Source organism: Haloarcula nitratireducens (assembly GCF_019599505.1).
In genome coordinates, this window is sequence record NZ_RKLT01000002.1 from 586,758 (window position 1) to 611,667 (window position 24,910).

The 24,910-nt window shown below is 65.1% G+C and carries 26 protein-coding genes; 17 read left to right on the top strand and 9 right to left on the bottom strand.

What is annotated here, in order from left to right:
* Positions 1-41: 41 nt before the first annotated feature.
* Positions 42-1,292 (bottom strand): Glu-tRNA(Gln) amidotransferase subunit GatD, encoded by a 1,251-nt coding sequence (gatD, locus tag EGH23_RS09730; protein ID WP_220579798.1) that lies wholly within the window; start codon positions 1,290-1,292, stop codon positions 42-44.
* A gap of 491 nt (positions 1,293-1,783) precedes the next feature.
* On the opposite strand from gatD, the gene EGH23_RS09735 reads away from it, so the two are divergent.
* Both EGH23_RS09735 and EGH23_RS09740 read left to right on the top strand, forming a co-directional pair.
* On the top strand, positions 1,784-2,590 hold the full coding sequence (locus EGH23_RS09735) for a class I SAM-dependent methyltransferase (protein WP_220579799.1): 807 nt from the start codon (positions 1,784-1,786) through the stop codon (positions 2,588-2,590).
* 89 nt (positions 2,591-2,679) lie between these two features.
* Entirely contained in the window at positions 2,680-3,189 is a 510-nt protein-coding gene (locus tag EGH23_RS09740) for a hypothetical protein (RefSeq protein ID WP_220579800.1), read from the top strand.
* Here the strand turns inward: EGH23_RS09740 and EGH23_RS09745 are convergent, their stop codons facing one another.
* The 3 genes from EGH23_RS09745 to EGH23_RS09755 form a co-directional block, all read right to left on the bottom strand.
* Positions 3,190-3,837: an ArsR/SmtB family transcription factor gene (locus tag EGH23_RS09745; protein ID WP_220579801.1), complete on the bottom strand. Its 648-nt coding sequence runs from the start codon at positions 3,835-3,837 to the stop codon at positions 3,190-3,192.
* Between the two features lie 50 nt (positions 3,838-3,887).
* The gene (locus tag EGH23_RS09750; protein ID WP_220579802.1) at positions 3,888-5,300 is read right to left on the bottom strand and encodes a hypothetical protein; all 1,413 of its coding nucleotides are present in this window, start codon (positions 5,298-5,300) and stop codon (positions 3,888-3,890) included.
* 95 nt (positions 5,301-5,395) lie between these two features.
* Positions 5,396-6,031, bottom strand: a complete 636-nt coding sequence (locus EGH23_RS09755) for a DUF1405 domain-containing protein (protein ID WP_220579803.1) — start codon at positions 6,029-6,031, stop codon at positions 5,396-5,398.
* A gap of 140 nt (positions 6,032-6,171) precedes the next feature.
* On the opposite strand from EGH23_RS09755, the gene EGH23_RS09760 reads away from it, so the two are divergent.
* Positions 6,172-6,537, top strand: a complete 366-nt coding sequence (locus EGH23_RS09760; protein WP_220579804.1) for a DUF5802 family protein — start codon at positions 6,172-6,174, stop codon at positions 6,535-6,537.
* 45 nt (positions 6,538-6,582) lie between these two features.
* Positions 6,583-7,476: a Vms1/Ankzf1 family peptidyl-tRNA hydrolase gene (locus EGH23_RS09765; RefSeq protein ID WP_220579805.1), complete on the top strand. Its 894-nt coding sequence runs from the start codon at positions 6,583-6,585 to the stop codon at positions 7,474-7,476.
* A 21-nt stretch (positions 7,477-7,497) separates the two neighbouring features.
* Here EGH23_RS09765 and EGH23_RS09770 read toward each other — a convergent pair whose 3' ends face one another.
* Entirely contained in the window at positions 7,498-7,809 is a 312-nt protein-coding gene (locus tag EGH23_RS09770) for a CGCGG family putative rSAM-modified RiPP protein (protein WP_220579806.1), read from the bottom strand.
* A complete protein-coding gene (nirK, locus tag EGH23_RS09775) occupies positions 7,806-8,897 on the bottom strand; it encodes a copper-containing nitrite reductase (protein WP_220579807.1) in 1,092 nt (363 codons plus the stop codon). The genes EGH23_RS09770 and nirK overlap by 4 nt, the downstream gene beginning before the upstream one ends.
* A 136-nt stretch (positions 8,898-9,033) precedes the next feature.
* Between nirK and EGH23_RS09780 the strand changes: the two genes are divergently transcribed.
* The 7 genes from EGH23_RS09780 to glpR all read left to right on the top strand — a co-directional run bounded on the left by EGH23_RS09780 (position 9,034) and on the right by glpR (position 15,908).
* Positions 9,034-10,005 carry a halocyanin domain-containing protein gene (locus EGH23_RS09780; protein ID WP_220579808.1) on the top strand — a complete coding sequence of 324 codons (972 nt, stop codon included), beginning with the start codon at positions 9,034-9,036 and terminating at the stop codon, positions 10,003-10,005.
* 345 nt (positions 10,006-10,350) lie between these two features.
* The gene (locus EGH23_RS09785) at positions 10,351-11,685 is read left to right on the top strand and encodes a sugar ABC transporter substrate-binding protein (RefSeq protein ID WP_220579809.1); all 1,335 of its coding nucleotides are present in this window, start codon (positions 10,351-10,353) and stop codon (positions 11,683-11,685) included.
* 54 nt (positions 11,686-11,739) lie between these two features.
* Positions 11,740-12,669: a carbohydrate ABC transporter permease gene (locus EGH23_RS09790; RefSeq protein ID WP_220579810.1), complete on the top strand. Its 930-nt coding sequence runs from the start codon at positions 11,740-11,742 to the stop codon at positions 12,667-12,669.
* 2 nt (positions 12,670-12,671) lie between these two features.
* Positions 12,672-13,592, top strand: a complete 921-nt coding sequence (locus tag EGH23_RS09795) for a carbohydrate ABC transporter permease (RefSeq protein WP_220579811.1) — start codon at positions 12,672-12,674, stop codon at positions 13,590-13,592.
* A gap of 6 nt (positions 13,593-13,598) precedes the next feature.
* Positions 13,599-14,726, top strand: coding sequence for an ABC transporter ATP-binding protein (locus EGH23_RS09800; RefSeq protein ID WP_220579812.1), 1,128 nt, complete (start codon positions 13,599-13,601; stop codon positions 14,724-14,726).
* Between the two features lie 2 nt (positions 14,727-14,728).
* A complete protein-coding gene (locus tag EGH23_RS09805; RefSeq protein ID WP_220579813.1) occupies positions 14,729-14,902 on the top strand; it encodes a hypothetical protein in 174 nt (57 codons plus the stop codon).
* Positions 14,903-15,134: 232 nt separating this feature from the next.
* Complete coding sequence (glpR, locus tag EGH23_RS09810) at positions 15,135-15,908, top strand: HTH-type transcriptional regulator GlpR (RefSeq protein WP_220579814.1); 774 nt, start codon at positions 15,135-15,137, stop codon at positions 15,906-15,908.
* Positions 15,909-15,953: 45 nt separating this feature from the next.
* Here glpR and EGH23_RS09815 read toward each other — a convergent pair whose 3' ends face one another.
* Both EGH23_RS09815 and EGH23_RS09820 read right to left on the bottom strand, forming a co-directional pair.
* Complete coding sequence (locus tag EGH23_RS09815) at positions 15,954-16,925, bottom strand: alpha/beta hydrolase family protein (RefSeq protein ID WP_220579815.1); 972 nt, start codon at positions 16,923-16,925, stop codon at positions 15,954-15,956.
* Positions 16,926-17,011: 86 nt separating this feature from the next.
* Positions 17,012-18,355 carry an NAD(P)/FAD-dependent oxidoreductase gene (locus EGH23_RS09820; RefSeq protein WP_220579816.1) on the bottom strand — a complete coding sequence of 448 codons (1,344 nt, stop codon included), beginning with the start codon at positions 18,353-18,355 and terminating at the stop codon, positions 17,012-17,014.
* A gap of 133 nt (positions 18,356-18,488) precedes the next feature.
* Between EGH23_RS09820 and EGH23_RS09825 the strand changes: the two genes are divergently transcribed.
* The 4 genes from EGH23_RS09825 (at position 18,489) to EGH23_RS09840 (ending at position 22,915) form a co-directional block, all read left to right on the top strand.
* Entirely contained in the window at positions 18,489-19,061 is a 573-nt protein-coding gene (locus EGH23_RS09825) for a sugar O-acetyltransferase (RefSeq protein ID WP_220579854.1), read from the top strand.
* A gap of 158 nt (positions 19,062-19,219) precedes the next feature.
* Positions 19,220-19,768 carry an NADPH-dependent FMN reductase gene (locus EGH23_RS09830; protein ID WP_220579817.1) on the top strand — a complete coding sequence of 183 codons (549 nt, stop codon included), beginning with the start codon at positions 19,220-19,222 and terminating at the stop codon, positions 19,766-19,768.
* 316 nt (positions 19,769-20,084) lie between these two features.
* On the top strand, positions 20,085-21,422 hold the full coding sequence (gene trkA, locus EGH23_RS09835) for a Trk system potassium transporter TrkA (RefSeq protein WP_220579818.1): 1,338 nt from the start codon (positions 20,085-20,087) through the stop codon (positions 21,420-21,422).
* Positions 21,419-22,915 carry a TrkH family potassium uptake protein gene (locus tag EGH23_RS09840; protein ID WP_220579819.1) on the top strand — a complete coding sequence of 499 codons (1,497 nt, stop codon included), beginning with the start codon at positions 21,419-21,421 and terminating at the stop codon, positions 22,913-22,915. The genes trkA and EGH23_RS09840 overlap by 4 nt, the downstream gene beginning before the upstream one ends.
* Before the next feature lie 39 nt (positions 22,916-22,954).
* On the opposite strand, the gene EGH23_RS09845 is transcribed toward EGH23_RS09840, so the two are convergent.
* The gene (locus EGH23_RS09845) at positions 22,955-23,164 is read right to left on the bottom strand and encodes a hypothetical protein (RefSeq protein WP_220579820.1); all 210 of its coding nucleotides are present in this window, start codon (positions 23,162-23,164) and stop codon (positions 22,955-22,957) included.
* A 292-nt stretch (positions 23,165-23,456) separates the two neighbouring features.
* On the opposite strand from EGH23_RS09845, the gene EGH23_RS09850 reads away from it, so the two are divergent.
* Together EGH23_RS09850 and EGH23_RS09855 are read left to right on the top strand one after the other, a co-directional pair.
* Positions 23,457-23,594: a hypothetical protein gene (locus tag EGH23_RS09850; RefSeq protein WP_220579821.1), complete on the top strand. Its 138-nt coding sequence runs from the start codon at positions 23,457-23,459 to the stop codon at positions 23,592-23,594.
* Between the two features lie 560 nt (positions 23,595-24,154).
* A complete protein-coding gene (locus EGH23_RS09855) occupies positions 24,155-24,871 on the top strand; it encodes a sensor histidine kinase (RefSeq protein ID WP_220579822.1) in 717 nt (238 codons plus the stop codon).
* Positions 24,872-24,910 lie beyond the last annotated feature (39 nt).

The following is a 24,910-nucleotide window of genomic DNA, read 5'->3' on the forward strand; positions in this document are numbered from 1 at the left end:
TTCCCGCGCTCGGCGTCAGCGATGTCGGGAGCGCGACCGTCTCAGAGCCACGGCGTCGAGCGGTCCTGAATCTCGCCGGCCAGCGATTCGTCCATCGCGTCGGCCACGTCGTCGGCGTTTTCGAGCGCCCACATGAGCTTCACCTTCGCGGTGCCGGGCAGCATGTCCTCGCCCTCGACGACGCCGGCATCGAGTAAGTCGCGGCCGGTGTCGTAGACGCGGTCACAGACCCGTCCTTCGAGACACTGGCTGGTCATCACGACCGGGATATCGAGGTCCTCGATGGTGTCTATCCACTCGGTGTTGACGTGGCCGAGCCCGGTGCCTTCGAGGACGAGACCCTCGGACCCCTCGGCGGCCGCCTCTAGTAGCGAGACGTCCATACCGGGCGTGAACTTCACGAGTTCCACGGCCGTCGAGATGTCGTCGTGAAGCGCCAGTTCGGCCGCGCCGCGCTCGGCGTACTCGCGGCGGAACGTGACCTCGTTGCCCTCGCTGGCCGCGCCGTAATCGACTTCGCCCAGCGGTTTCGCGCCGACCGTCTCGAAGGCATCCCGACGGGAGGTGTGGTTCTTCCGGACGCGGGTCCCGCGGTGGAGCGCACAGCGGTCGTCCGATTCGTCGGCGTGCATGCAGACCAGCACCTCCGCGCAGTCACTTTTGGCGGCCTCGACGGCGCAGACGGCGTTCATCACGTTGTCCGAGGACGGGCGGTCCGCCGAGCGCTGACTGCCGGTGAAGACGACGGGCACCGGCGTATCGAGCATGAAGGCGAGCGCGGAGGCGGTGAACTGCATCGTGTCGGTGCCGTGCATGACGACGACGCCGTCCGCGCCGGCCTCGATCTCCTCCTCGACGGCCTGTGCCAACTCCCGCCAGACGGCGGGCGTCATGTTCTCCGAGAGGATGTTGGCGACGACGCGACCGCGGTAGTTCGCCATCCCCGCGAGGTCCGGCACCGCGCGAAGGACGTCCTCGGCGTCGAACTGGGCCGTCACCGCGCCGGTGCGGTAGTCGACGGTCGAGGCGATGGTCCCGCCGGTCGAGATGAGCGACACCGTCGGAAGGTCCTCGTCGAACTCGATCTCCGAGGTGCCCTGCTCGTCCTGCGCGCTCTCGACGTCGTAGACGTCCGATTCGAGGACGTCCACGTCGGCCTCGTCGCGGTCGATCCCGACGTTGTACCCGCCGTCTAGCTTGACGACGACGTGGTCGGGCGTCGAAGAGGGGAGCAAGACGCCCTCGTAGCTCTGGTCCGCGCGTTCGACGCGGACCCGGTCGCCTGCGTTCATGCGCGGGGCTTCCCGCCGGCGTGACTTGAACCCATTCGTTTGGCCCGGTCGGCGATCGGTAGTCAACCCGGGCGTTCCGTTATCGAGCGGACCCGCGCCTCGGTACAGGCCCATCCCGTCGAGATGGCGGAAAATTTTATACTGGATAGAGAGAACCATTCGGTGATGTTCGCTTAGGAGAGAGCCGTCACACGAGAGCGCGGAGCCATACCGCTCTCGTGTCGGCGGGCGTCGAAGACGACGGTCGGTTTTCGAAGGCGGCCAGTAGCGTACCGTAGCGGTATCAGATCGGCGAAACAGCCGAGAGACCGTTACAGCCGCCCGTATCGCTCGCGAGACGTTTCGTGAGATAGCGACCGCTATAGAGGATACATGAGCGTGATTACCGCGAACCGACGACACCGCTCGAAGGATCCAGCAGTACAGGCGATCGAACAGCGAATCGACGAGAGAAGAGCGAATGCCGCTCGCACGTCGATGGAGGGAATCGCATGACGCAACGTCCGACAGAAAACGATATAGGCGACGTCGGAGCCGCGAACCAGCGGCTCTGGGACGCCTGGAGCGACGGGTTCCAGGCGATGTGGAACGCCGACACGGCGGAGGGAGATCTCCCGCCGGCCCCGTTCCCGCTTCCCGACGCCGGTGCCCCGGAGTGGTCAGCGAATTGGTGTCCCGAGCTCGACGGCGCGGACTTCGTCGAACTGGGCTGTGGCGGCGGGCAGGCCGCGGTCGGTGCCGCCCGCGAGGGGGTCGAGACCGCGGTGGGGCTCGATTTCTCGACGGAGCAGCTCCGTCACGCGACGCATCTGCGGGACCTGTACGGGGTCGACGCCGAGTTCGTCGCGGGCGACGTGACGGACGCGCCGTTCGCCGACGACGCCTTCGATATCGTGTACTCCGGCTGGGTGTACTTCATGGTCGAAGACGTCGAGGCGGCCTTCCGGGAGGCCCGACGGGTGCTGCGAGACGGCGGTCTGTTCGTCTTCGACGTCCCCCATCCGTTCTACGAGTTGTTCGACCCGGAGACCAACGAACTCGAGCGGAGCTATCACTCGTCCGGTCCCAGACGCAACAACGTCGACCACGACTTGGAGGAGGACATGATCGTCTTCGACCGAACGGTCGGCGAACTCCACAACGCGCTCGTCGAGACCGGGTTCACCGTCGAGCGTCTCCTCGAACAGCCGGATATGGACGACCCGGAGGAGTACGAGGACAACCCCGTCGATAGCTTCCAGCCGGAGCTGGTGTCGATGGTCCCCCGGTCGCTGCAGTTCTGGGCGCGCGTAGCGTAGCCTGCAGCAGACGGTGGTTTCCGCCGTGAACAACGCTTACAGGGAAACTCTCCACAAAGGACATACGTCACGCGTACCGAGTCACTGCTATGGCAGAGCGAACGGAGGAGCGAACCCGCGAGACCGAGGCGACCGCCGACAGCGCCGCGACCGAGGTCGATACGGGCGTCGACGTCGGCCGCCTCGACGGGTTTCAGACCGACACCGCCGAGGCGGAACCCGAAAGCGGCGGGAGTTACTTCTCCCTGCGGGCGCTGCTGGTCGCGTTCGTCGCGGTCGGCGGCGGGATCGCCGTCGGGAGCCTCGTTCCGATACTTCCGTTCGTGGCGCTCCTCGGCATCCCCGCGGGCGCGTTCGTCCACGGATTGATCGCCGGCGAGCGCCGCTACGTCGAGTCGGCGCTCGCCGGCGGCGTCTCCGCCGGCCTCGTCGCGGTCTCGTCCTTTCTCTCGCAGTTCGTGCTGCGAGGGGTGGCCGGCGGCGACCTCGGGATGGGCCCGCTGTTCGCCGTCGCGGCCGCCGTCGGTCTCGTCCTCGCGCTGGTGGGACACTACTTCGGCCGCGACCTCAGAGACGGCCTGACCCGCGATATCGAGTAGCTACCGGAGCCGCCAGCCGTCGGCCGTCTCCTCGACGACGCCCTCGCCGTCGAGGCGACCGAGCGCCTCCTCGACGAGTTCCGGCGGGGCCTCGATCTCCCGCGAGAGCCGCGGGATCGAACGCTCGCCGCGAGCGAGCGCGCTCACCAGTTCGGCGTACAGGCGGCCGTTGTCGTCCTCGACGCTCTCGTCGAACTGATCGCGTATCTTGGTCACGCGCCCCTGTACCCACCGCTGGGCCAGCGAAAGCTCGTTTTCGAGCTGTTCGAGGCGTTCGAGTTCGTGGGCGAGGTCGCGGAGGTCGCTGCCGTCCTCGTCGCTGACGTCGATCGAGAGGTGGCGGCAAGTCGATATATCGAGACCGGGATTCGCGGGATAGGCGCTCTTGGTCCCGAACTCGTAGGGCGAGACGCGCACTTCGAGGCGGAGGTTCCGCGCGATGGAGAAGTACTTCCGCCGCTGGTCGTCGGTGCGTGACTCGACGAGGCCGGCGTCTTCGAGTTTCTGGAGGTGGTCGATGACTGCCTTCGGGCTGACGCCGATGTACTCGCTTATCTCGGTCACGTAACAGGGTTTGTGTGCGAGCAAGCGGAGGATGCGCCGCCGGTTGGCGTTCCCCAGCAAGTCGAGCAACTCGGCGGAGTCCATTCACCTGAGGATAGCGTGTCGCGGTAGAAAAGGGTGACTCTCAGCGGCCGTCAGTTCCCGCGGCCCTCGGGTGGTCCCGCCCCGCCGCCGTCGCTCGTCTCGTCGCCGTCGTCGCTCGTCTCGTCGCTGCCCTGCCCGTTACCGCGTTGGCCATTTCCCGAACCACCGGCGTCCCCATCGCCGCTCTCAATAGTCTTTGTCGAGCCGTCACTACTGCCCTCTGAATCCGTACTATCCCCTTCGGTCGCTGATTCGGTCACGGTCGCCGTTTCGGTATCGGTCGTCGCCGTTTCGTTCTCAACCGTGTCAGTCGCCGTCGTTTCGGTTTCCTCGGTATCGGTCGCCGTATCGGTTCCGCTCACGTCTGCCGGTGATCGCTGTCCGCTAGGCGCGCTCTCGACGTCGGTCGGCGTTCGATCGCCGTTCGACTGGTCCGAGGCGTTCGAAGCCCGCGCGCTTCCGTTCGTTCGGTTTCGGACGGCCGTCGGGGAACTACCGGCGTTCGATGGGTTTCGAATACTTGAGGGAGAAGCGCTTCCGTTCGTCCGGTTCTGGGCGTTTGAGGGCGGTCCGCTGTCGTTCGTCCGACTCCGGACGTCTGTCGGAGGGCCGGTGACGTTCGTCCGGTTCTGAGCGTTTGAGGGCGGTTCACTGGCGTTCGTCTGACTCTGAGTCTCCGTCGGAGGGCCGGTAACGTTCGTCCGGTTTCGAACGTCTGTTGAGGGGCCAGTGACGTTCGTCCGATTCCGAACCGCTGTCGGTGGTCCACTGGCGTTCGACCGATTCTGAGCGTTTGAGGGCGGTCCACTGGCGTTCGGCCGGTTTCGAACGTCCGCCGACGGGCCGCTGCGCGTCTCGTTCTCGGTTCGCGGTCCGGCGTTCGTCGATGGACCCGCGTCCGTCGGCGGTCCCGCGTTCTCCGGCGGGCCGTTCCCGATCTCGCGGGCGATGACGGCGATCTCGGGTCCCGATATCTCACTGGCGTTCTCTCTGAGACGCTGTATCCGTTCGGTGTCGACGTTCGCCTCGGCCGCCGCCTCGTCGGTGTCGTTGACCGCGGTCCGCAGCGCCTTGATACGGGCGTCGAGTTGGCTCTTCTGTGCGATGTAGGCGGTAGGGGGCACCGAGTCGTTCTCGTAGCGCGCTTCCAACCGCTGGTTCCGCTCCCGTAGCCGGTCGAGGCGATCTTCGAGCGTGCCGGTTCGGTTCGTCACGAGGTCGGTCCGCTGGCTCTCGTTGGCCCGCTGGAAGTTGGCCTTCCACATCTCGTTCTCGACCGTCCCGTCGGCGGCGGCCGAACTGGACTGCAGGAAGACCGTCAACTGCGTCCCGAGACCGGGACCGCTCCCGTTGGTCGCGGCGGCGTCCGGCGTCACCGTCTCCTGCGCCGAGACGGCCGGCAGCCCGACGAGGGCGACGGCGACGACACAGGTCACCAGTACCACACCGTGGCGGCGAGTCATCTATACGTGTCAATTACCGACTGTACATAAAAACCGACAGCTTCGTTCGCTTCGTTCAACCCTCACCGAAACGACCGCAGATAGTCCAACAGCGTTTAAGCCGCCTGCTCCGCCGGTGGCATGATACTCCATGCAATAACGACCGAGAGGACCGACAGCGCGACGGTGGCCCCGACGAGCGCGGGGCCGGGTTCGTAGCGCAGGGGCGGATAGTACCCGAAGCCGTAGTCGAGGACGTCGTTCACCAGGGCCAGCGCGAGCGCGGTGAGGAGCGCCCCGCGGGTCGTCCGGCCGTAGTGAGGGACGAGGAGCCCCTCGGCGACGAAGCCGACGTGCGTGACGATGATACCGAAGTACGCCCACGGCGCGGGGAAGTAGACGTCGAACCCGAGATTGAGCGCGACGACGGTCCAGACGCCCATCTTCACCAGCCAGACGAGCGCGATGGTGTGGAGGTACGCGAGCGGCAGGTTCGTCGGCACGTCGTCGAGCGACCGGCCGAGAAAGGGCAGGAGGGTCACCAGCGACAGCGTCAGCAGGAACAGCGCGGCGGGCGAATCGGCGTACAGCGGCCAGAGAAACGTCGATACCTCCGGCATCGTCTCCACGTAGTAGCGGACGCCGACCAGGATCGCCACGACGTTGATCAGTACCAGCCACACCAGACTCGGCGCGTTCTCCAGATAGTACCGCGCGTAGCGTCGCGGTAACGGCCCCCGCTCGTTGCTCATACGCCCCGTCTCACCCCGGCGGGCGGAAACCCTGTCGGTCCCGTGGCAGATCCCGCGCGATAGTTCGGTGAGATTGCACGACGGGAAAAGGATGGCGGCGAAAGCTTATGTGTGTGAATAACAAACAGTAGGGCGTACGGATGTTCGAACAGTTCTCCCGCGGCTACTACCTCGGTCGCCTGTACGTCGAGCCGCGCGCCGACGGCGCGGCCGCGATGTGTCGGGACCAGCACGAGCGCGTCAACGAGCAGTTATACGCCACGGGCGAGGGCGTCACGCGCACAGACCTCCCGCTCGTGATGAAGCTCGGTTCGCGGCACTTCGCGGTTCACGGCGACGAACGGGTCCCGGCGGATACCCTCGCGGTTCCCGAGACCGTCCTCGATTCGGCGAATATCCGGAACCCGCCCAGTCTGAGCGAAGTGTTCCTCGCCAAGGCCGACCACGCGGCCCAACTGCTGTCGGTGACCGACGCCACGTCGGCGCTGCCCGATAGCGCCGTGTAGTCCCGGCAGCCACTTTTAAGCCGGTTCCCCGTGGCTGTCCAGTCGATGCTGGACCGGTTGTTGGGGCGCGCGTCGCTGAAGGCGCGTATCGACGAGCTAGAGGAGGAGAAGCGCCACCTCCAGCGGCAGCTCGACGCCGAAGAGGAGCGCCGCGCCGAGGCGTCGACGGAACGGCAGCGGGCCGAAGAAGAGGTCAATCGGCTGGAGGACCGCGTCACGGAACTCGAAGACAGAGTCGAGCGCCTGCGGGCCGACGCGGGCGACCGAGCCTTCCGGATCGAGGAGCAGTTGCGCGGCGACCGTCTCGGCGAGGTACTGGACCGCCTCGAATCGCTCGAAACGGAGCGCGAGGGCGTCTTCACCGCCTACGTCGCCGACGAGCACGACCTGCCCGAACCGGTTCGGGAGGCGTTCGGCGACCGCGCCGACCTCGTCGCCCGCGCCGCTCCCTGCCTCGCGGTGACCGACGACGCGGGCCTGCTGTCGGCCTGTCTCTCCGTGCCGGTCCCGCCGGAACCGTTCGCCGCGTGGGACGACCGCGTCGAACTGGACCGAGGGTGGTTTGAGCCCGCCGGAAACCACACCGTCGCGCTGGTGCGTTCGGATCTGTTCGCACTGGGCGAGTACGACGATCGCGAACGGGTCGCCTTCCACGGCTTCGACGCCGACCTCAAGAGCCAGCACTCGAAGGGCGGCTTCTCTCAGTCCCGTTTCGAGCGCCTGCGCGACCAGCAGATAGCGAGCCACGTCGAGCGCTGTCGCGCCGCCATCGACGAGGCCGATCCCGAGCGGCTGTACGTCGTCGGCGAGGGCTCGGTCATCCACGAGTTCGCCGACGCCGCCGACGTGACCCGCGCCGTCGACGCCACCGGCGACCCCGAGGACGCCCTCGCCGCCGCCGTTCGCTCGCTGTGGACCGTGCGGTTGCGAGTGCCCTGAAACCGAACCGATCGGCCGCCCTCAACGCTTTTCGACGCGAACGCGGAGGACGTGCCCGCCACAGCCACACCGGTCGACGTAGGTCCAGTCGACGCTGTCGCCGAACCTCGCGTGGAGCACCGGTCCGAGGTACGACTCCGGACGGCCGTGCGCGCCGTGGGTGACGAGGTTGACGTGGTAGCCCGGCGCGGTGTGTTCGACCGCCTGGATGGCCCCGGTGACGACCGCATCGCATCGTTTCTCGTGGACGGGTCGCTCTAGGTTCGCCGACCACGAGTTGTGGTGAACGCGGTCGGTCACGGGCTCGACCGCGGGGAGGGAGTGTTCGCTCATCGCTCCTCCGGGGCGAACACCGCGTCGTTGGCCGGGCCGTCCGCGCGGATGACCGCCAACGCGCCCTTCCGCGCGACCCGCGAGAGCGCGTGGTCGACGAGTTTGTAGTCGCCGGGCACGGGGAAGTGCGCCGTGACGACGGCGGCGCTGCCGGGCAGGACCGGCGTGGTCTGGACGTAGCGATCCGGTTCAGAGGCCAGCGCCCCCTGCGGGTACACCTCGTCCCAGACGCTCCCGATGGCGTGGAAGCTGCTGAAGAGGTTCGGGCCGCCGACGGCGTAGTAGATGCGAACCGTCTCGTCGGTCCCGACGCGCATCTCGTCGTACCCCTGCGGACCGATGGCGTACTTCTCGCCGTTGACGAGGACGTAGGTCGGGTTCTCGGTGGCCATCCCGGCGTGGTCGAACTCGTGGTGGCCCTCTTGGCCCGTCTTCCCGTTGGTGTAGGCCTCCATCTGGCCGAGGTAGAACTCGCGGTCGACGGCCGGAAGCCCGCCCTCGGGTTCGACGAGGATGAGACCGAACATCCCGCTGGAGATGTGGTAGTCGACGTTCGCCACGGCGCAGTGGTAGACGAACGCGCCGGGGTAGGTCACTTTGAACCGGAGCCGTTTTTCCTCACCGGGGTTGACCATCGTCGCCTCCGCACCGCCGCCCGGGCCGCGACAGGCGTGGAAGTCGACGTTGTGAGCCATCGCACTGCTCTCGTGGTTCCTGATGGTCAGGTCGACGGTATCGCCCACGCGGGTCCGGATGAACGGTCCGGGGATCCGCCCGTCGAAGGTCATGTACGTGAACGTGACGCCGGGTTCGATCTCGGCGACCACTTCCCGGGTCTCCAGTTCGACGGGGACGGTGGCCGGTTTCGACCGCGCGATGGGTTTCGGAACGTCCCGCGGGTCGGCGGCGACGCGGTCGGCGTCGACGGGTTTCGCGGTGTCCAGGTTCGCTTCCTCGGCGCCGAGGTCGAGCGGCTGGGACACCCGTACGTCGTTCGTGGGCGAGCCGACCGTACAGCCGGCGAGCGCCCCGGCGCTGCCGACGGCCAGGCCGTGCAGTACGCGTCGTCGAGTGGGAGTGTACGTCATCTTGGTCTCTCCGATAACCCGAGATTCCCCGCGAGAGGCGATATAAACGGACGCGCGTCCCCGCCCGGTGGGAACTGTTCCCATCCGGAGAGAATCGTGTTTCTGAGTTAACTAATCGAGGCGGTACTGTTCACGTATGCCCACGAGTACACCCACTCAAGCCACCGATTTCAGCCGGCGAGACGTGCTTCGCGCCGGGGCCGGCGCGGCGCTCGGGGCCGCCGCGCTCGGGTCGGGCGTGCGGCCGGCGCTGGCCGCGTCCGACCCGGACGCGTTCGAGGCGTGGCTCGCCGACGTCGACAACTACGAGGGGATCGCCGACGAACGCGGCGCGGCCGAGGTGACCGTCGCCGTCGGCGCGCCGGGTAACGACGGCGACTTCGCGTTCGAGCCGGCGGCGGTGCGAATCGACCCCGGGACCGCCGTCGTCTGGGAGTGGACCGGGAAGGGCGGCGTCCACAACGTCCTCGACGCAGACGACGCCTACGAGAGCGAGATGCTCACCGACGCGGGCGAGACGTTCGAGCACACCTTCGAGAGCGAGGGCGTCAGCCGCTACTCCTGTCTCCCCCACGAGTCGATGGGGATGAAGGGCGCGGTCCTCGTCGGCGGCGTCGCCGCCGGGGACGCCCCGCCGGAGGTCGACTACGGCGACTGGTTCGACGGGGTGGAGAACTTCACCGGAACCGTCGACCGGACCGGACAGAGGCTGGTCCGGATCGCCGTCGGCGCGGCGGGCAACGGCGGACCGTTCGCGTTCGAACCGGCGGCAGTGCGCGTCGACCCCGGCACCACCGTCGTCTGGGAGTGGACCGGCGACGGCGACGCTCACAGCATCGCGGCGGCCGACGGGAGCTACGACGCCGACCTGACAGACAGCGAGGGGGCGACCCACGCCCTGCGGTTCGACGGCGTCGGCGTCAGCAAGTACACCTGCCCCTCGCACGCGGCCCAGGCCATGCGCGGGGCGGTCGTCGTCGGCGACCCGATGGAAAGCGTCGTCGACGTTCCGCTCTCGGTCACGATCGTCGGCGGCGGCCTCCTCGCGGCCGCCCTCTCGCCGCTCGGTCTCGCCGCCCTGCTCAAACTGCGGGGGACCGAGAACTAGCCGACCGAGACCCCGGCGTCGTGTCGATGGGCCGCGCGAGGCGACGGGTGGGGGCTTAAATGCGGCCCAACCGAACTGCTCGCTCCGATCGATATTTAGCATGCTTTTTCAGAGTGGTTCGAGCGTTCGCTCATCTCGTGAACAAATTTGTTCACTCCGCATCGCCTGTGCCGCCTCGATGTGAGGGCTGTGTCGACAGTATCGGCGCGAAATAATCCACGGTATAAGCAGTATGGATACGATTTTACCAAGGATAGTAGACGATAGTAGAAATACTACACTACGATTACATACGAACAAATATCCAAATGATTTATTAACCATGCACATCTCGTGAGCGTTTGTATGCAGAACAACCACAGTCGAACTCGCCGAACGTTCATCAAGAGCGCAGGAGCCATCGGAACCGTCGCCCTCGCAGGCTGTAGCGGTGGAGACGGCGGAGACGGCGGAGACGGCAGCGGAAACGGATCGGACGGCTCGGGAACGAGCACCGGAACCGGCTCTGAGTCGGTGGCCGAGAAACTCGTCTTCTACAACGCCGGGAGCCTCAAGTACGACCCCGGTACCGAGAAGAACATCGAGCGCTTCGAGGAGGAGACCGGTATCACGGTCGAGGTCAACGAGGTCCCGTGGAACAACCTCAAGACCAGCCTCACCACAATCTGGAAGAACGAGAGCGCGAAGGTCGACGCGTTCAACGGCCCGACGTGGTGGCTGGCCGACTTCGTCGCCTCGGATTGGATCGAACCGCTCGGCCTCGGCGACAGTCACATGTCGAACTACCCGAAGAACCTCCAGAACCTCGTCACCCTCGACGGGAAGACGTACATGGCCCCCGAGTTCGGCAAGTGGGGGACCTACCTCTACGACCAGCAGCACTTCGAGAAACAGGGCGTCAGCGAACCGCCGAGCACGTGGGACGAAGTCGTCTCGACGGGGCAACAGCTCAAGACCGGGGACACGTCGCCGTTCGCCTTCACGTGGGCGAACAAGGACGTGTTCACGTTCAAGCAGTTCCTCTATCAGGCCGGCGGCCAGCTGTTCAACGACAGCAACGAGCCGGTGTTCGTCGAGGGCGGGACGAAGGTCATGGACTTCTTCACGCGACTGCGCGAGAACGACCTGATTCCCGACGGCATCTCCAGCATGGGTGAAGGCGGTGCCGGCGACACGTTCATCGCGGGCCAACTCGCTTCGGTCGAATCGTGGACGCCGCTGGCCGCTCGTGCCTTCGAAGCCGACGGCTGGAGCAAGGAACGCGTCGGCAGCGCGAAACCGCCAAAGGGTCCCGAGTCCCGCGCGACGTTCCAAGACACGAACGGCATCAGCGTCTCGGCGTTCTCGGAACGCAAGGGCGCGGCCAAGAAGTTCGCCAAGTTCATGACGACGACCGAGTCCTCGAAGACGAACATGAAAGTCGAGGGGAACCCCGCGGTCATCCCTGCGGTGTACGACGAACCGGAGATCAAAGAGCAGTACCCGTCGTGGCTGCTCGAAGACATGAAGTTCAACCTCAAACACGCGAAGAGCGAGACCTATCTCGCACAGCCGCAGGTCGACGACTACCTCTCCGAGCAGATCACGCCCGCGCTACTGGGCGATAAGGACCCCCAGAAAGCGCTCGAAACCGCCCAGAGCAACATCAAACGGCTCTATCAGGACATTGGCCTACTCTGAGCGGGGACCGAACTCGACGAGCATCGCTAGTCAACCGTAACGAGTACACAGTACATGTCGACACAGAAACAATCGCTGCGACGCATACTCGACCGACTGTTCGTTCCCCTAACGGTCGGCCCGACGATGCTCTGGATAGCCGCTATCATCGTTTACCCGACCCTGAAGCTGTTCTGGAGCAGTTTCTTCTGGACGAACCCTATCAACAGCGAGCGGGAGTTCGTCGGCCTCCGGAACTTCAAGCGTCTCATCTTCGCCGACGGGGGAAGCGGGACCGTTTTCGGACTGGCCCCGGATTTCGTTTCAATCACATGGCACACGTTCGTCTACGTGGGACTGAGCGTCAGCATCTCGTTCGTCCTCGGGTTGGGAATCGCGCTCCTCCTCGATAAGGACCTCAAGGGCCGGGGTTGGTTCCGTACCGCCGTCATCGTCCCGTGGATTCTCCCCTACGTAATGAGCGGCCTGATGTGGCGCTGGATGTTCCAGTCCGAGTACGGCGCTATCAACGGTCTCCTCACCCAATCGGGTCTCCTCTCCAGTAAGATCGCGTTCTTCTCGGACGGGACTCTCTCGATGATGGCGCTGATCATCGCCGACATCTGGGTGTTCACCCCGTTCATCATCATCATCCTGCTCGCTGGACTCCAAAACGTCCCCGAGCAGCTGTACGACGCGGCCGAAGTCGACGGCGCGGGGAAAGTCTCGCGGTTCGTGAACGTCACGTACCCGTTCCTGAAGCCGTCGATTCTGGTCGCGCTGACCATCCGCATCATCTTCGACATCCGCGCGCTCGACCTCGTCTGGGTCATGACCCAGGGCGGTCCCGGGAAATCGACCGAGGTCTGGGCGTCGTGGCTCTATCGAACGGCACAGGTATTCAACCGCCCCGGAGAGGGCGCAGCACTCGGTGTGGTTCTGCTCGCGGTGACGTTCGTCATCGTGGCGGTGCTGTACAGAGTCTTCGGCGAATCACCCTACTAACAATGAGCACGAAACAATCACCCCTCGACCAACTGGTCGCTAGTCTCGGACTCGATACCGAGGACGAGTGGTCCCACATCGTCCGCGAACGCCTCGTCGCCTACGGACTGCTGGGACTGTACGTCGTCATCATCTGGTTCCCGATCTACTTCATCTTCATCACCAGCATCAAACCGGCGGGAGCGGTGCTGAACGTTCCCATATCTTTCTTCCCATCGGAGCCAACGGTCAGCAACTACGTCGAGATCTTCCAGAACCGGCCGTTCGAACTGTACACGCTGAACAGCATCATCGTCGCCAGCACGACGACGCTCATCTGCGTGACGCTGGGGACGGTCACCGGCTATTCGTTCTCCCGATACGACTTTATCGGCAACAAGGCGCTGTTGCTCTCTATCGTGGGCGCACGGATGATTCCGCCCATCGCGCTCATCGTGCCGTTCTTCAGCATCATGTCGGCACCGCCGCTCATCGGCGGCATCACCGGGAGCCTGTACGACACCCGTATCGCGCTCATCCTGACGTACACCTTCTTCAATCTCCCCTTCGCCGTCTGGATAATGAAGAACTACTTCGACGGCGTGCCCGAATCGCTCGACGAACAGGCCCGCATCGACGGCTGTTCGCGCTGGGAGGGGTTCTTCAAGATAATTCTCCCGATGGCGAAACCGGGCATCGCCGCGACTGCGATTCTCGCCTTCATCTTCTCGTGGAACGAGTTCGTCTTCGCGCTCGTTCTCACCTCTTCGGAACAGGCCCAGACCCTCCCTATCGCCGTCTCGCTGTTCGTCGCGGACGACTTCGTGGACTGGGCGCATCTGGCCGCCGGCGGCATGATCGCCGCGCTGCCCGGCATCCTGTTCGGCCTGTTCTTCCAGCAGTACATCGTGAGCGGACTGACGCAAGGAGCTGTCAAGGAGTAATACACAATGGCACACGTAGAACTCAACGACCTCGTAAAGGAATTCGACGACGTCACCGCCGTCGACGGCGTCTCACTGGACATCCCCGACGAGAGTTTCACCGTCTTGGTCGGCCCGTCGGGCTGTGGGAAGACGACGACGCTCCGCCTCATCGCGGGACTGGAACGCGCGACCGACGGCGAGATTCGCATCGGCGACGAAGTCGTCAACGACCAGCGCGCCTACGAGCGGGACATCGCCATGGTGTTCCAGAACTACGCGCTGTACCCGCACAAGACCGTCCGCGAGAACATGCGCTTCGGGCTCGAACAGCACGACACGCCCGAGGACACGATTACCCAGCGCGTCACGGAGGCCGCGGAACTGCTGCAGATAAACGACCTGCTGGACCGACGACCGTCCGAACTCTCGGGCGGCCAGCAACAGCGCGTGGCGCTCGGCCGCGCCATCGTTCGTGACCCAGCGGTGTTCCTGATGGACGAGCCGCTGTCGAACCTGGACGCGAAGCTCCGCGTGCAGATGCGCGCTGAACTGAACAAACTCCACGAGGAGCTCTCGACGACGACGGTGTACGTCACCCACGACCAGGTCGAAGCGATGACGCTGGCCGACCAGATCGCCGTCATGGACGACGGTCAGATACAGCAGGTCGGCGCGCCCACGCACGTCTATACGAACCCGCGTAACATGTTCGTCGCCGGGTTCCTCGGGTCGCCCTCGATGAACTTCATCGAAGGAACCCTCGAAGAGTCCGGCGGGAAGTTCGAACTCGACCTCGGAAGCGACACGCACGACGTCCCCGACGAGTTCGTCGACCAGTTGGAGGGGTATCTCGGCGAACGGGTCGTGCTCGGCATCCGCCCGGAGAACATCGCCCTCAATCAGGACGGCGTCCCCTCGAACGTCCACCCGGCGACCGTGCAGGTCGTCGAACCGCAGGGAGAGAAGACCGTCCTCGAACTCGACCTCGACACCGGCGAGACCATCAAGGCCGCCGTCGACCCCGATACGACCGTCGAGATGGGCGACAGCGTGAACCTCCGGTTCGACCGCGACTCGCTGCAGTACTTCGACCCCAAGACCGGTCGTTCGCTGACCCACGAGTCGAAACCCGAGCGGAAAGCGGCGGCCTGACGATGGGATTGAACACCGTACAGGACCTCCCGCCGGCCGTGCTCGCCTCGTTCGGTATCGCCGTCGTACTGGCGGGCCTCGCCGTGTACAACTACGCCACCGGCGTCTACGGCGGCGCAATCGTCAGCAGCATCGGGACAGTGATCGCGGCGCTGTTCGGTGTGCTGGCTGATTGATACAGGAGAGGTAGTGTTTATGAATATGGTTGTAGGATATCGTACAATCGACGACTACATCGAAGAATGTCTCTGATACCTGTATGCAGCACACTATCCAATTGAACCGAAAGTCGGTGACGACACAGTCTCTGTGCGGGTCGACAATGGCGATCATAGATAAAAATATACACGTCGTGACCGTACGTCGTCGTACGACAGTGAACCGCCGACTTCGGGGCGATAACTGATAATGTTGCCTGAAGAACGACGGGACCGGATAGTCGAGAAAGTAAACAATTCCGACCGGGTGACCGTCGAAGAGCTCACCGAGGCGTTCGGCGTCTCGGGGGCCACGATTCGGCGCGACCTGGCTACACTTGCCGAAGACGGGCGTATCGAACGATTCCACGGCGGTGCTCTTCCGGTGTCCAACGAAGACACCGGCGGCACCCGACGGCGAGACAGCATCAAAAACCCCAACGGCAAGCGCGCGATCGCCCAGCGAGCGGTCGAAGAGTTGAGCGACGGCGACGCCGTCTTCTTCGATACGGGCGCGACGACGATGGAAGTCGCTCGCGTGATTCCGGATTCGGTCTCGCTCCTGGTCGCTACGAACTCGCCCGAGAACGCGTTCGAACTTCGGAAGACCTGCGGCGAAGTGAAAGTCGTCGGCGACTCGCTCCGGCGAACGTCCGACGCCTTGGTCGGACGCAGCGGCGAATCCTACCTTCGGAAGACGAACTTCGACATCGTCTTCCTCGAAGCGGACGGCATCCAAGAGGACGGCGGCCTCTCCGTATCCAACGAGGACGAAGCGCGAATCAAGTCGCTCCTCTGTGAAGGCGGCCGCCGGGTCATCCTCGTAGCGGACGGAAACAAACTCGAAACACAGAGCTTCCGGGAGTTCGCCACCGTCGAAGACATCGACATGCTGATCACGGACGTCGCGCTGAGCGACGAGATGCGAGACGTGTTCGATCGCGCCGACGTCCGAGTGATAGAGAACTTGCTCGCGGTCACGTGACCGCCGTTCGCCGTCGGGTGGACTTCGAAGACGTCACCGAGGCCGTCACGCGAGGTTCAGGTCGGCGACCACGTCGTCTAAAACGCCCGCGCAGTTGTCGGCGCTGTCGTAGTCCCCGTGGGCCTCGACCGACCCCGTGACGTCCCGATCGACGTAGTTGTTCGGGGCCTTCTCCGGTTCGGCGATACCGGCGTAGCCGAGGAACGAGTTGCCTGCAAGCACCTCGTCGCTCCGCGAGAAGTAGTTGTAGAGCTCGCCGGTAGCGAACCGGATGGCCGTCCCCCACCGTTCGTTCAGTTGGACGTTCTCGTTGCCAATGGCGGCCCCGAGCAGCGCCACGGAGTCGACCGCCCCGCGGGCTGTCTCGGCGCATCTGGGCTCCTGTCCCGAGCGTCCGCCGGGATAGAACGAATCCCGTCCGGGGTGTAACGCCTCCAAGAGAGACGCGACGACCCGAGCGCCGAGAGAGTGAGAGACGATTCGAACCGGTCGATCGGTCGCGGCCCGGAGGTCGCGGACCCACTGCGCGAACTTGAGCGCGTTCCGCTCGGCGATCTCGTTCGCTTCGACCCAGCCGACGTTCGAGTCCCAGTTGAACGCGAGGTTGAAGACGTCTGTATACGCCGCGGCTGCCAATCCCTCGCTGGCCTGTTTCGCGAGATAGCGCGCCCAGAGCGGCGGGACGTTGCTGACGAACCCGTGAACGTATATCTGAATCTCCGACGCCTCGGAGAACCCGTTCCAGTCGCCCTCCAAGTCGTACCCCGTCCGGGTCTTCCCCTCGGCGAGCGACGCATCAGCGCCGAAGTGCCCGTACGTCGAGAGGGTCGGGAACGACTCCGGGACCGTCGGCGGACCGTTCGGTCCGGGTTCGGGAAGCGCGGGCGACCGTTCGACCGCCGGGAATCCGCCGGGAAGGTCCGACGAATCTCCGTTCGCACCCGCGGCCGTGCCGATGCCACCCAGGGCCGCGACTGTTCCCCCAACGCGTCCGACGAACTGCCTTCGCGAAACCATACCACACTCGTTGCGGCGAGTATCGTATAAGAAACGTTATATTTTAATGAACAAGTTTCCGTTAATTGAACGAGATATAGGATGTGCTACACGAGCACGCGCCACATGATTCCGGGTCGAAACAGCGAACTGGGCGGCCGCTCCATCATCATCACGCGCACGAACGCGTTCCGGAGGACGCCGTCGGTCTGCGCTTTCCGGTTCAACCGGGCGACGTAGCGGTTGAGCAGCCCCGTTCCACGCGGCCTGGGACCCGTCGTTTCGGGGAACTGGAAGTCCGCGCCGACGGCCATTCCCCACGCCACGTCGACGACCTCCTCGCCGCGTTCGAAGAAGCGCGGCGCGAGGGTCTCGATGCCGTCCGCGGCGAGCGCGTCGTGGAGCAGGAGCGCTTCGAGCGCGGCGACCGACATCCCCTGGCCGTACAGCGGGTTGAAACTGGCGACGCCGTCGCCGACGACGAGCAGTCCCTCGGGGAAGCGGTCGAGGGCCTCGTAGCGGTACCTGCGGTTCGCCGGGAACGGGTAGTGCGCGATGTCCTCGCTGACCCACGCGTGGTCGTCGAGCAGCGTCGCCACGTCGGGAACCGGCAGGCTCGCCGCGAACGCCGCGAAGCCCTCGGCGTCCGTCGGTGGGTGCTCCCCGTGCATCCCGCCCAGCGTCACCACCCACCGGCCGTCTTCGACCGGGAGGACCCCCGCAGCGCGGGGCTGTGAGGCGGCGGGCGTCACGATGAGCGCGCGCTCGTCGCCCGGCGGTCGTTCGACGAAGGTGGTACTGTACGCCAGATCGATGTGGACCTCGTCCGTGACCGGCGGCGCGTACCCGTGTGCGTCCAGCCACGCGGGCGTCCGACTCGGCCGACCGGTGGCGTCGACGACCAGCGTCGCGTCGAGTTCCTCCGTCGCTCGCCGCTCGTTCCGGACCACGATACCCGTCACGTTCCGCGCCCGTTCGTCCGTGAGATAGCCGGCGAACTGACAGTCGTCGCGGAGGGCGACGCCGTCGAACTCGGCGAGGCGGCGGCGCACCAGCCACTCGTAGAGCGGCCGCGTCGCGGCGTAGTGCGGGAGCGATTCCGGGCCGTCCGCGAGGAAGCCCCCCTCGGCGTAGAAACTGACGTCCCGCGCGCCGTCGATCTCCAGCCCGCCGGCCGAGAGCAGGTCCGCGCGGTAGCCCGGAAACAGATCTTCGAGCGTGGCTCGCCCGGCTTCCAGCATGACGTGGACGTGGCGGGCCTGCGGGACGCCGTCGCGGACGCGCGGCCCGTCGGGGAGCGAATCGCGCTCGATCACGGTCACCGTCTCGAACGCGTCGGCGAGCACTCGCGCCGCGAGCAACCCGGCCATACCGGCCCCGACGACCACGGCGCGGTCCCCGACCACGGTACTCCGGTCACCGTCGTACTGCGGAACCGTTGCGAGCGTCATGTGGGTACGCCTCTCTTAGTCTTCGCCGAGGGTAGCGATAAGTGTTGACACGCGGCACGTTCGGTCGTCGGACGTGTACAGTCACGGTCGACGACCGCGACGTTATTTCACGGTGGACCCGATACGTTCGGCGATGGTCTCGGAGAAGGAGAAGATGCAGAACGGCGACCGCTACGACCCGATGGACCCGGAACTCGTCGCGGAGCGCAAGCAGGCGCGGGAACTTACCGAGCGGTTCAACCAGACCGGTCCGGGCGACGACGAGGAGCGAGCGGCGATACTCGACGACCTGTTCGGGTCGCTGGGCGAGACGGTCACCGTAGAGCCGCCGTTTCGCTGTGACTACGGCTACAACGTCCACGTCGGCGAGAACTTCTTCGCCAACTTCGACTGCGTCTTCCTGGACGTCTGTCCGATCGAGTTCGGCGAGAACTGCCTGCTCGGGCCGAGCGTCCACGTCTACACCGCGACCCACCCGCTCGACGCGAGCGAGCGCGTCGCCGGCCCGGAGTACGGCAAACCGGTGACGGTCGGCGACAACGCCTGGATAGGCGGGCGGGCCGTCCTGAACCCCGGCGTGACGCTCGGCGACGACGTCGTCGTCGGCTCCGGCGCGGTCGTCACAGAGGACGTCCCCGACAGCGTGGTCGTCCAGGGGAATCCGGCGACGGTCGTGAAGGAACTGGAGTCATCGACCCACGACTGAAGTCGTGGGCTTGTCCGTGGACTCCCGGTCTGACGACGAACCGTCGTAGGCGGTATCTCTGTGAACGGCGCTCGCTCGATACAATCGCTCGAAGCGGTCTCGACTATCAGAGCGCACCTATCACGGCCGTTAAACTGCTCGACCGCCTAGCCCGGTCTATGGAACGGTCCCCGTCCGTCGTCGCGATCTGCGGCAGTCGCCGCGAACCGAGCACGACCTATCGCGCCCTCGAACACGCGCTGGACGCCGCCGAGGAGGCGGGCGCGGAGACCGAACTGGTCGACCTCCGGCGGTGGGACCTGCCGCTTTTCGATCCCGACGCGCGCGACCGGGGCGACGCCGACGCGTTGCGGACGCTGGTCGGCGACGCCGACGCGGTGCTCATGGGGACGCCCGTCTACCACGGGATGGTCTCCTCGGCGCTGAAAAACGCCTTCGACTACCTCGGCCGGGACGAGTTCGAGAACACGACCGTCGGCCTGCTGGCGACCGCCGGCGGGGGCTCGTACGCGCAGACGCTCGAACACTTACGAACGGGGGTTCGAACCGTCCACGGCTGGACGCTCCCCCACGAGGTCGGCATCCGCGGTGCGGCCGACGCCTTCGACGCGGACGGGGAGTTCGTCGACCCCGCGCTCGACGCTCGCGTGAGAAAGCTCGGTCGAATGGCCGCGGAGAACGCCTTCACCGAACCGAAGCCGACGTGAACGCCACAGACGCGACGACTCCGGTTCTCTTCGGTCACGGACGTGAACCAGCGGACCCCCGTCGTCTCTCGTGATACGCTTGTACCGAGATGCAGTACCCGGTAGACCGTTTCAGCCGTCGGTTCCATCGCGTCGGCTCCAAATGAGCGGCGGCAGCCACGAGGAATGGAGCGCCCCGTCGCTGTTTGCGGTAGCGGCCATCGTGGACGACGGGGGCGACGGATAGCTCGTTCTCCGTTATGCAGCGGTTCCGAGAACGGTTTTTTGTATCGCCAACCCCGTAGACGAACCTAATGGATACAGTGAGGGAACATCGGTGCGGGTGATCATCGTCGGGGCCGGTGAGGTCGGTTCCAACATCGCGGCCAGTCTGGCCGATAGTCACGACGTCGTCGTCGTCGACGTGGACCCGGAGACGGTCGAGGAACTCACCTATTCCAGCGACGTGTTGGCGATCGAGGGGGACGGCGCGTCGCTTTCGGTGCTCAGAGACGCCGGTATCGGCGAGGCGGACATGCTCATCGCCAGTACCGACAACGACGAGACGAACCTGGCCGTCTGCGGGACGGCGAAGACGACGGGCGACGTCTTCACCATCGCGCGGGTCCGCGACGCGAACTTCCTCGATACCTGGCAGCAGTCGGCGGGCGCGTTCGGCGTCGACTTCATGGTGTCGACGAACCTGCTCACGGCGCAAGATATCGTGCGCGTCGTCGGACTGCCCGCCGCCGTCGACGTCGACCCGTTCGTCGGCGGACTCGTCCAGATGGCCGAGTTCGAGGTGACCGAGGAGAGCGAAATCGCGGGACAGACCGTCGAAGACGCGGACAAGTTCGAGGCGCTGACGTTCGCCGCACTGGTTCGAAACGGCGACGTCGCGATCGCCCGCGGACAGACGGTGATCGAAGCCGGGGACAAGGCCATCGTCATCGGCACCCCGGAGAGCGTCCAGGCGTTTTCGAGGACCGTCGCACCGGTGGCGACGCCGGACGAGGCCCGCGATATCGTGATCATCGGCGGGAGCGACATCGGCTATCACACCGCGAAGTTGCTCGAAGAGCGAGAGATCGGGGCTCGCCTCATCGAACGGGACCCGGAGCGCGGTCGAGAGCTCGCAGAGAGCCTTCCGGGGACGCTCGTGATGGAACACGACGGGACTGACGTGGAGTTCCTCACCGGGGAGCAGGTCGACCGCGCGGACGCGGTGATCGCAGCGATGGGGAGCGACGAGAAAAACCTCCTCGTCGCCTTACTCGCGAAGAACATCGGTGTCCGACGAACGGTCGCCGTCGTCGAGGACGGGCAGTACGCGAACCTCTTCGAGACGGTCGGAATCGACGTCGCCGTCAATCCTCGCGAGGCCACGGCGGAGGAAATCGTCCGATTCACACAGGAGGGGAAGATCGAGAACCTCTCGCTCATCGAGGGCAGGCAGGCGGAGGTACTGGAGATCGAAGTCGACGAAGGAAGCGTCCTCACCGGTCGACCGATTCGAGAGAGCATGGCCGAACTCCCCCCGGCGGTCGTCGTCGGGGCGATCACTCGCGGGCAGTCGTTCGTCGTCCCTCGCGGTGACACCGTGATCGAGCCCGGCGACCACGTCGTCCTCTTCGTCGCCGCGGACGTCCTCTCGACGGTCATGAGCGCCGTATGAGTCTTCGCGTCGATTGGCGGGTGAGTTGCCGACTGGTCGGGACGGTCCTCAAGTGGCTGTGGGTCCCGCTTCTCTTACCGCTCGGACTCGCGCTCTACGACGGGACGCGACTGCTGCCGTTCCTCGCTCCGATGGTCGGCACGGTCGCGGTCGGGTTCGGACTCGAACAGCTGACCGAGGAGCGCGACCTGCGGACGCGAGAGGCGTTCCTGATGGTCGCGCTGACGTGGCTGAGTATCGCACTCGTCGGCGCGACGCCGTTCGTGCTCGCCGGCGAAGGGGTACTCGCAGAGCCCGTCAACGCGCTCTTCGAGAGTATGAGCGGCGTCACGACCACCGGAGCCACCATCATCGTCGACTTCGGCAGCCACTCGCGCGCCGTGCTCATGTGGCGCGCGGTCCTACAGTGGATGGGCGGGCTCGGCATCCTCGTCCTGGCGACGGCGATCCTCTCTCAGCTCTCGGTCGGCGGGGCACAGCTCATGGAGACCGAGACCCAGACCCAGGACGTCAACAAGCTCACGCCCCGGATCTCGGAGACCGCCGCGCTCCTCTGGAAACTCTACATCGGCCTGACCGGTCTTCAGGTGGCGGTACTGTACGGGCTGCATCTGGTCGGTTTCGCCCCCGAGATGACGCTGTACGACGCCGTGGCCCACGCCTTCACGACCATTTCGACGGCCGGCTTCTCGCCGCGCGGGGAGAGCATCGTCGCCTTCTCGCCCGCCGTCCAGTGGGCGATCGTCCCGTTCATGGCGACCGGCGCGACGAGCTTCGTCCTCATTTACTTCGCCCTGCAGGGAAACCTCGACCGCGTCCGAAACAGCGACGAGTTCCGCTTCTACGTGGGGATCCTGGCGTCGTTCTCGCTCGCCGTCGGCGGCGTGTTGCTCGTCGACGGCGGCCCGTACGCGAGTCTGGAGGAGATCGCGCGCCACTCGCTGTTTCAGGTCGTCTCCATCGTGACGACCACCGGTTACGCGAGCACGGATTTCAACACCTGGTCGTCGGGGGCGAAACACCTCCTGTTCGTCTGTATGTTCATCGGCGGGATGGCCGGGAGCACGACCTGTTCGATCAAGACGCTCCGCTGGCTGGTCGTCACGAAGGCGTTCCGACGCGACCTCTTTACGGCCGCCAGCCCGAGCGCGATTCGGCCGGTCCGTCTGAGCGGCACCGTCGTCGACGAAGAGACGATTCGAGACATCTACGCCTACACGCTCGTGAGCCTGATCTTCTTCATCGCCGCCACTATCTTCGTCGTCGTCGACGCCTCCCGAGTGGGGCTGGCGGTCACCGAGTTCGAGGCGATGGGGGCGGCGGCGGCGACCTTCTTCAACGTCGGCCCGGCTTTCGGCATCGCCGGTCCGCTGGAGAGTTACGACCCGTTCCCGCGGTCGACGAAGCTCGCGATGACGTTTCTCATGTGGATCGGCCGCATCGAGATCATCCCGGTACTCGTGTTGCTGACGCCGTCCTACTGGCGGTCGTGATCGTCGAGAGAACCGAACCGAGAACCGCGCGGTCAGCGGTCACCGCTCGCTGGACCGAACGATGTGGTCGTTCGCCGCCCACTCCTCGACGTGCGCGCTACAGAACGCCACTTCGCGGCGCACGTTCGTATCGAAACACGGCACAGTCGCGTGCTCACAGCAGTACGGATCGAAACACGGCACCGGCGTCTTCCCGTCGCCGAGCGTGATCGGGTCCCCACCCCGAGCGTCGTCTGAATCGCCACTCATGTTGTATACTTGCTCTTTGACGGCTTTGTTGGAGTATCAATACATGCCTTCTTTCTGCAAGCCATTTATAAGGGAACGGGGCGGAGGAAGTGTCTATTAATTCATCCATGTACCTGTTCTGGGCCTCTGTCACGATATCGAGGTGACCGGGCGGCGGGGGGTAACTGAAGAACATCGAAGCGGTACTTGACTATGCGACCGACGAAGGGACGCGCGAGGACGGGACGTTCATCTAGAAGGACGCCCGACCGGGCATCCGCGAGCGCCGAACTCCGCCGCCGCTGCTTCGATAATGGAGAGCATCGACTGCCCGACTGAGAGTTTCCTCTATTTGTGTCACCAGACGTTCTTCGTCGACGCCGTCGTACACTACTACGCTGCCGGCGGCGAGTGCGATTACGACCGCGGCCTCGGCGAGGCGATCATATGACTAGAAGAAGCGAACGACCCCAGCGCCGACCTCACGGACCGGAGCGAGCTCGGCGTCCCGATGCGATTCACGAGGTCGGGTCGCTCGTCATGGGACTGACGAACCGACAGTGATGCATCCGGCTGCATAGAGCAGGGACTTCCGTGTCGAGACGGCATATTCCTCTGCAGATGTATCTTTTCCCAACCTTGGGCCGACGTGCCGCTAAACAGCTTGTGAAGACGGGTGACTTCCTCCCACGAGTAAAGTCGTGGGCTTCCCGAGGTTCTTATGTTGCTCCCGTCAATTCGGATGGTTGGGAATTTACGGTTTGTTGGACAGTCAGCCACTGGGAAAGCCACGTCCCCGTTACTCCTCTCCCGCGAAGGACTTGGAGATATCTGATTGTTTAACGACTGTCGGAGTGGTCGGCTTACGTTTTGATTTCGGCTACGAACCGTGGCAAACACCGAGTCAACTGCCAGTTCTCCACTCACACCACTCAATACGGTGGTTTGTGACTTACTAGGTCGGATTCATCCCACGACTGCAGTCGTGGGTTTTCTCCTTGACTCTCGATAATGACCGCGCCGGTCGACAAAGCGATCCTGTTTCGGCGGCTCTCGAACCTCCTCGTTCGCCGGGCCAATACGCGAACGCTCATCGAGAACGCGAACCGCCTCGACCGCTTCGCCAGCATGCTCGCCCACGAACTCCGCAATCCGGTCACCATCGGCCAGATATACAGTCAGCAGCTCTCGACGGACGAAAACGCCGAGGCGGTCGAGTACATCGGCGAGGCGTTCGACCATCTCGAAGCCATGATCGACATCCTGTTGGTGCTGGCGCGGGGCCGCGAGGCCGTCTCCGAGCCGACGACGATGCGGCTGGCGGACACGGCGCGAGCGGCGTGGGACGTCATCGATACCGGGGACGCGACGTTGGTGGTCGAGGTCGACGGGGAGATACAGGCCGACGAGACGTACATCCGCCATTTCTTCCGGAACCTGTTCGAGAACGCGGTCGAACACGGCGGGCCGGACGTGACCGTCACGGTCGGTGGGCTGCCGACGGGCTTCTACGTGGCCGACGACGGAGTCGGAATCCCGCCCGCCGAACGCGAGAGCGTCTTCGAGGTCGGCTACACCACTGCGAGCGAACACGGTGGGACCGGCCTGGGACTGGCGTTCGTTCACGAGCTGGCCGACATATACGACTGGGAGTGTGCGGTCACAGAGAGCGAAGCGGGCGGCGCGCGCTTCGAAGTCACCGGCGTAGACGTGGCGCTCAGCGACTGAAACGTCTATTATCGCGTGATGGATCGTTCAGTACGTCGA

What these genes read in the sequence shown, in the direction of transcription:
- gatD (WP_220579798.1), bottom strand. Translation starts at nt 1,292, where the DNA reads ATGAACGCAGGCGACCGGGTCCGCGTCGAACGCGCGGACCAGAGCTAC.
- EGH23_RS09735 (WP_220579799.1), top strand. Translation starts at nt 1,784, where the DNA reads ATGACGCAACGTCCGACAGAAAACGATATAGGCGACGTCGGAGCCGCG.
- EGH23_RS09740 (WP_220579800.1), top strand. Translation starts at nt 2,680, where the DNA reads ATGGCAGAGCGAACGGAGGAGCGAACCCGCGAGACCGAGGCGACCGCC.
- EGH23_RS09745 (WP_220579801.1), bottom strand. Translation starts at nt 3,837, where the DNA reads ATGGACTCCGCCGAGTTGCTCGACTTGCTGGGGAACGCCAACCGGCGG.
- EGH23_RS09750 (WP_220579802.1), bottom strand. Translation starts at nt 5,300, where the DNA reads ATGACTCGCCGCCACGGTGTGGTACTGGTGACCTGTGTCGTCGCCGTC.
- EGH23_RS09755 (WP_220579803.1), bottom strand. Translation starts at nt 6,031, where the DNA reads ATGAGCAACGAGCGGGGGCCGTTACCGCGACGCTACGCGCGGTACTAT.
- EGH23_RS09760 (WP_220579804.1), top strand. Translation starts at nt 6,172, where the DNA reads ATGTTCGAACAGTTCTCCCGCGGCTACTACCTCGGTCGCCTGTACGTC.
- EGH23_RS09765 (WP_220579805.1), top strand. Translation starts at nt 6,583, where the DNA reads ATGCTGGACCGGTTGTTGGGGCGCGCGTCGCTGAAGGCGCGTATCGAC.
- EGH23_RS09770 (WP_220579806.1), bottom strand. Translation starts at nt 7,809, where the DNA reads ATGAGCGAACACTCCCTCCCCGCGGTCGAGCCCGTGACCGACCGCGTT.
- nirK (WP_220579807.1), bottom strand. Translation starts at nt 8,897, where the DNA reads ATGACGTACACTCCCACTCGACGACGCGTACTGCACGGCCTGGCCGTC.
- EGH23_RS09780 (WP_220579808.1), top strand. Translation starts at nt 9,034, where the DNA reads ATGCCCACGAGTACACCCACTCAAGCCACCGATTTCAGCCGGCGAGAC.
- EGH23_RS09785 (WP_220579809.1), top strand. Translation starts at nt 10,351, where the DNA reads ATGCAGAACAACCACAGTCGAACTCGCCGAACGTTCATCAAGAGCGCA.
- EGH23_RS09790 (WP_220579810.1), top strand. Translation starts at nt 11,740, where the DNA reads ATGTCGACACAGAAACAATCGCTGCGACGCATACTCGACCGACTGTTC.
- EGH23_RS09795 (WP_220579811.1), top strand. Translation starts at nt 12,672, where the DNA reads ATGAGCACGAAACAATCACCCCTCGACCAACTGGTCGCTAGTCTCGGA.
- EGH23_RS09800 (WP_220579812.1), top strand. Translation starts at nt 13,599, where the DNA reads ATGGCACACGTAGAACTCAACGACCTCGTAAAGGAATTCGACGACGTC.
- EGH23_RS09805 (WP_220579813.1), top strand. Translation starts at nt 14,729, where the DNA reads ATGGGATTGAACACCGTACAGGACCTCCCGCCGGCCGTGCTCGCCTCG.
- glpR (WP_220579814.1), top strand. Translation starts at nt 15,135, where the DNA reads ATGTTGCCTGAAGAACGACGGGACCGGATAGTCGAGAAAGTAAACAAT.
- EGH23_RS09815 (WP_220579815.1), bottom strand. Translation starts at nt 16,925, where the DNA reads ATGGTTTCGCGAAGGCAGTTCGTCGGACGCGTTGGGGGAACAGTCGCG.
- EGH23_RS09820 (WP_220579816.1), bottom strand. Translation starts at nt 18,355, where the DNA reads ATGACGCTCGCAACGGTTCCGCAGTACGACGGTGACCGGAGTACCGTG.
- EGH23_RS09825 (WP_220579854.1), top strand. Translation starts at nt 18,489, where the DNA reads ATGGTCTCGGAGAAGGAGAAGATGCAGAACGGCGACCGCTACGACCCG.
- EGH23_RS09830 (WP_220579817.1), top strand. Translation starts at nt 19,220, where the DNA reads ATGGAACGGTCCCCGTCCGTCGTCGCGATCTGCGGCAGTCGCCGCGAA.
- EGH23_RS09840 (WP_220579819.1), top strand. Translation starts at nt 21,419, where the DNA reads ATGAGTCTTCGCGTCGATTGGCGGGTGAGTTGCCGACTGGTCGGGACG.
- EGH23_RS09845 (WP_220579820.1), bottom strand. Translation starts at nt 23,164, where the DNA reads ATGAGTGGCGATTCAGACGACGCTCGGGGTGGGGACCCGATCACGCTC.
- EGH23_RS09850 (WP_220579821.1), top strand. Translation starts at nt 23,457, where the DNA reads ATGGAGAGCATCGACTGCCCGACTGAGAGTTTCCTCTATTTGTGTCAC.
- EGH23_RS09855 (WP_220579822.1), top strand. Translation starts at nt 24,155, where the DNA reads ATGACCGCGCCGGTCGACAAAGCGATCCTGTTTCGGCGGCTCTCGAAC.